Origin of the sequence: Mycobacterium sp. E2462, assembly GCF_001672685.1 — a bacterium.
Taxonomy (GTDB): domain Bacteria; phylum Actinomycetota; class Actinomycetes; order Mycobacteriales; family Mycobacteriaceae; genus Mycobacterium.
The window spans coordinates 1-2,662 of the sequence record NZ_LZKC01000120.1 but is presented as its reverse complement, the minus strand read 5'-3'; the positions used below and the strand labels follow the sequence as shown (position 1 = coordinate 2,662).

Sequence of the window (2,662 nt, the reverse complement as noted above, 5' to 3'; positions counted from 1 at the left end):
ACCGGGCCGGGCGCCGGCGACGACCTGTACGTCGTGCAGCTCGACCTCGACCTGACCGGGCCGCTGGACACCCACCGGCTGCGGGACGCGCTGCAGACCGTGCTCGACCGGCACCCGCACCTGGTCGCCCGGTTCGTCGACCGGTTCGACGCGCCGGTGCAAATCGTTCCCGCGGACCCGCGGCTGGAATGGCGGTTCTTCGAGTTCGAGGCTGACCTCGACACCGACCTCGACGCCAACCCCCACGGCACCGCCCCCGCCGAGCAGATCCGGCGGCTGTGCGCCGCCGAGCGGGCCGCCGTCTACGACCTTGCCGAGCAGCCGGCCCTGCGGGTGGCGCTGGTCCGCACCGCCCCCGAGCGGCACCGGCTGGTGCTGACCATCCACCACATCGTGCTCGACGGGTGGTCGGTGCCGATCCTGCTCAACGAGACGTTCGCCAGCTACACGGGTCAGCGGCTGCCCGCCCCCGCGCCGTACCGCAGGTTCGTGACCTGGCTGGCCGACCGGGACCTCGACGCCGCCCGCGCGGCGTGGCGCGCCGCCCTGGCCGGCTTCGACACCCCGACGCTGGTCGGGCCGCCCCACCAGGTCGCGCACAGCACCCGCGGCATCACCTCGTTCGCGGTGTCGGCGGAGACCACCCGCGCCATCAGCGAGCTGGCTCGCGCCAGCCGCACCACCGTCAGCACCGTGCTGCAGGCCGCGTGGGCGCAGCTGCTGATGTGGCTGACCGGCAACCACGACGTCGCGTTCGGCACCACGGTGTCCGGCAGGCCGGCCGACGTCGTCGGCGCCGAGGCGATGGTGGGCCTGCTGATCAACACCGTCCCGGTGCGGGCCCGCGTCGCCGCGGCGACCACCACGAGTCAGTTGTTGGACCAGCTGCAGGCCGAGCACAACGACACGGTGGAGCACCAGCACCTGTCGTTGAGCGAGATCCACCGGCTCACCGGTCAGGACCGGCTGTTCGACACCCTGTTCGCCTACGAGAACTACCCGCTGGACACCTCGGCGATGTCGGTCGACCACGAACTGCGGATCAGCAACGCCGAGTTCTTCGAGCGCAACCACTACCCGCTGACCATGCAGGCCGCCCTGTCCGGCGACCAGCTGGGGCTGCGCGTCGAATACGACGCGCAGGCCTTCGACGCGCCCACGATCGACGCGCTGGGCCAGCGGTTGGAGCGGGTACTGCTCGCGATGACCGGCGACCCCAACCGCCCGCTGTCGCTGGTCGACCTCCTCGACGAGGCCGAGCACGCGCGCCTGGACGCGGTCGGCAACCGGCCGGCGCTGACCCGGGCCGCGCCGGCGCCGGCGTCCATCCCGGCGCTGTTCGCCGCCCACGTCGCCGCCAGCCCGGACGCCGTCGCGATCAGGTGGGGCGCCACGTCTCTGACCTATCGGGAGCTCGACGAGGCCGCGAACCGGTTGGCGCACCTGCTGGCCGAGCAGGGCGCCGGGCCGGGCACGTCGGTGGCGCTGCTGTTTTCGCGGTCCGCGCAGGCGGTCGTCGCGATCCTGGCGGTGCTCAAGACGGGGGCCGCCTACCTGCCGATCGACGCGGCGGCGCCGGCGACCCGGATCCGGTTCATGCTCACCGACGCCGCGCCGATCGCCGCGATCTCCACCGGCGGCCTGCGGTCGCGGTTGGACGGGTCCGGGCTGCCGGTCATCGACATTGAGGACCCGCGCATCCAGACGCTGCCCAGCGCGGCGCTGCCCGGGCCCACGCCGGACGACACCGCCTACATCATCTACACCTCCGGTACCACCGGGGTGCCCAAGGGCGTGGCGATCACCCACCGCAACGTCACCCAGCTGCTGGCGTCGCTGGACGCGGGTCTGCCGCGGGCGGGGGTGTGGACGCAGAGCCACTCCTACGCGTTCGACGTGTCGGTGTGGGAGATCTTCGGGGCGCTGCTGCGCGGCGGCCGGCTGGTGCTGGTGCCGGAGTCGGTGACCCGCTCGCCGAAGGACTTTCACGCCCTGCTCATCGCGGAGCAGGTCAGCGTGCTGACCCAGACGCCGTCGGCGGTGGCCATGCTGTCGCCGGAGGGCCTGGAGTCGGTGTCGCTGGTGATGGTCGGCGAGGCCTGCCCGGTCGCCGTGGTGGACCGGTGGGCGCCGGGCCGGGTGATGGTCAACGCGTACGGCCCCACCGAGACGACCATGTGCGTCGCGATCAGCGCGCCGCTGCGGGCCGGGGCGACCGGCCCCGTGCCGATCGGTGTCCCCGTGCCCGAGGCGGGCCTGTTCGTGCTCGACGGCTGGCTGCGGCCGGTCGCGCCCGGGGTGGTCGGCGAGCTCTACGTCGCCGGCGCCGGGGTGGCAGACGGGTACGTCGGGCGGGCCGGGCTCACCGCGTCGCGCTTCGTGGCGTGCCCGTTCGGGCGGCCCGGCGCGCGGATGTACCGCACCGGCGACCTGGTGTGCTGGGACACCGGCGGGCAACTGGTGTACGTGGGCCGCGCCGACGAGCAGGTCAAGATCCGCGGCTACCGCATCGAGCTCGGCGAGGTCCAGGCCGCGCTGGCCGCGCTGGAGGACGTGGACCAGGCCGTGGTGATCGCCCGCGAGGACCGGCCCGGCGCCTTGCGCCTGGTCGGCTATGTCACCGGCACCGCCGACCCGGCCGAGGTGCGGACGGCGCTGGCCC

1 protein-coding gene is annotated in these 2,662 nt (G+C 73.9%); it reads left to right on the top strand.

Annotation, left to right across the window (positions count from 1 at the left end; all coding sequences use genetic code 11):
* Positions 1 to 2,662: amino acid adenylation domain-containing protein (locus A5714_RS05650; protein ID WP_156747183.1), on the top strand; the 2,662-nt coding region annotated here is incomplete at both ends.